Source organism: Azospirillum sp. B506, assembly GCF_000333595.1.
Taxonomy (GTDB): Bacteria; Pseudomonadota; Alphaproteobacteria; order Azospirillales; family Azospirillaceae; genus Azospirillum.
Map to the genome: position 1 here is coordinate 1 of NZ_BADK01000701.1, position 1,669 is coordinate 1,669.

At 66.0% G+C, this 1,669-nt stretch carries 2 protein-coding genes; both read left to right on the plus strand.

Annotated elements, in window-relative coordinates; translation table 11 throughout:
• The coding region (locus tag I71_RS20975) for a glycosyltransferase (protein WP_148294316.1) at positions 1–881 on the plus strand (881 nt) is incomplete at its 5' end.
• Between the two features lie 166 nt (positions 882–1,047).
• The gene (locus tag I71_RS20980; RefSeq protein ID WP_042697573.1) at positions 1,048–1,623 is read left to right on the plus strand and encodes a hypothetical protein; all 576 of its coding nucleotides are present in this window, start codon (positions 1,048–1,050) and stop codon (positions 1,621–1,623) included.
• The last annotated feature ends 46 nt before the right edge of the window (positions 1,624–1,669 follow it).

A 1,669-nucleotide genomic window follows, 5' to 3' on the forward strand; every position in this document is an offset into this window, starting at 1 on the left:
CGCCCATGGCAGCAACGGGCCGGGATCGACTGCCGCGACGGCAAAGCGATACCAGTCGGGAGTGGTGCATCACCGAAGACGCCGATCTCGGCCTGCGCCTGTTCGAGCATGGCTATGAAGCCGTCTACATGCCGGAAAGCTACGGCAAGGGGCTGGTTCCCGACAGCTTCTCCGCCTACAAGACGCAGCGCTTCCGCTGGGCCTATGGCGCCGTGCAGATCCTGAAGCACCATTGGCGCCAGTTGTCCCCGGGCGCCAAGGAGCTGACCGCCGGTCAGAAGTACCATTTCATCACCGGTTGGCTGCCCTGGTTCGCCGACGCCGCCCATATGGTGTTCGGCATCGCCGGCATCCTGTGGTCCATCGGCCTGATGGCGTTCCCGAAATATTTCGAGTTCCCGCCCAACGTCTTCATGATTCCGACGCTGAGCGTCTTCGCCTTCAAGGTCGGCGCCTCGCTCTGGCTCTACGAGGCGCGGGTGAAGTGCGGCTTCTGGGACAAGGTCGGGGCGGCGGTCGCCGGCATGGCGCTGACCCACACGGTCGGCCGCGCCATGTGGCTCGGCATCTTCACCTCCGGCCGGCCCTTCGTCCGCACGCCGAAGTGCGAGAACCAGCCGGCACTGATGCAGGCCTTCCTGATGGCGCGGGAGGAGCTGGTGCTGCTGGTGTCGCTGTGGGGTGCGGCGCTGGCCATCGTCATGGTCTTCGGTCATGAGAACCGTGACGCCTTCATGTGGTCGGGCCTGCTGGTGGTACAGTCGCTGCCCTATCTGGCCGCCTTCATCACCGCACTGATCAACGTCTTCCCCACCATCGGCTTCGGCAAGAGCAAGCCGGAGGCCACCGACGATGCCGTCGGCGCCGGAGCCGGCGACTGACGGACGCAAGACCGGCCAGGGCTCTGAAGTCAGGTTAAGAAGGGCTTATTGGGCGCCTACCGTTAACCCGACTTGGGAGTCCTGAGGACCGGCGCTTTCGCATTGACGAAAGCGCGGGCTCTGCCAGACTGATCCGCTTGGGACCATCTGTTCCGGGAGGCGGCTGATGTCAGGCACTCTCTCATCCGGCCGCGGCATCGGCCCACCGGAATTCAGCGTCCGCACCACTGCGGGCGTCGAGCGGGCCGGCAGCGCAACCGACCGCAACCACCGCCGCAATCCGCGGCGAGAGCAGCAGGACCGCGAGCAGGAGCGGCGCGGCCAGAGTCCACCCAACCCACAGCGCCGACGGCTTTACGATCTTCTGTTCGACGAGGTCGATCAGCTAGACGGGCTGGACGATCATCAACGGACCCGGCTGAAAGACAATCTCCGCAGCCACCTGTCCCGCCGAGCCCCTCCCCCTCCGCCGAGCCCGCCCCCGCCCCATCCTGATGAAGAGGCGCTGGCCGAAGCGCTGCTGAAGGATCCGGCCGCACCGATCTCCATCGATCCCGAGCACATCGTCCAGGCAGCCACCGCTGCCACACCCGCGCAAGATCCGGAAACCGCCCGAATGGCCGAGCAATTGCGCGACTGCCTCGCCCGCAACACCGACCGCGCCCGCAAGGTGGCTGTCTATCTCCATCTGCTGCTGACGCTGGAGGGGGCGTTCCGGCCGCATATGGTGGTGGATGTGTGAGGAGCGGCTGGCGGATGCCGCCTGCTGCGTGGATCGCCAAAAACAA

What these genes read in the sequence shown, in the direction of transcription:
- I71_RS20980 (WP_042697573.1), top strand. Translation starts at nt 1,048, where the DNA reads ATGTCAGGCACTCTCTCATCCGGCCGCGGCATCGGCCCACCGGAATTC.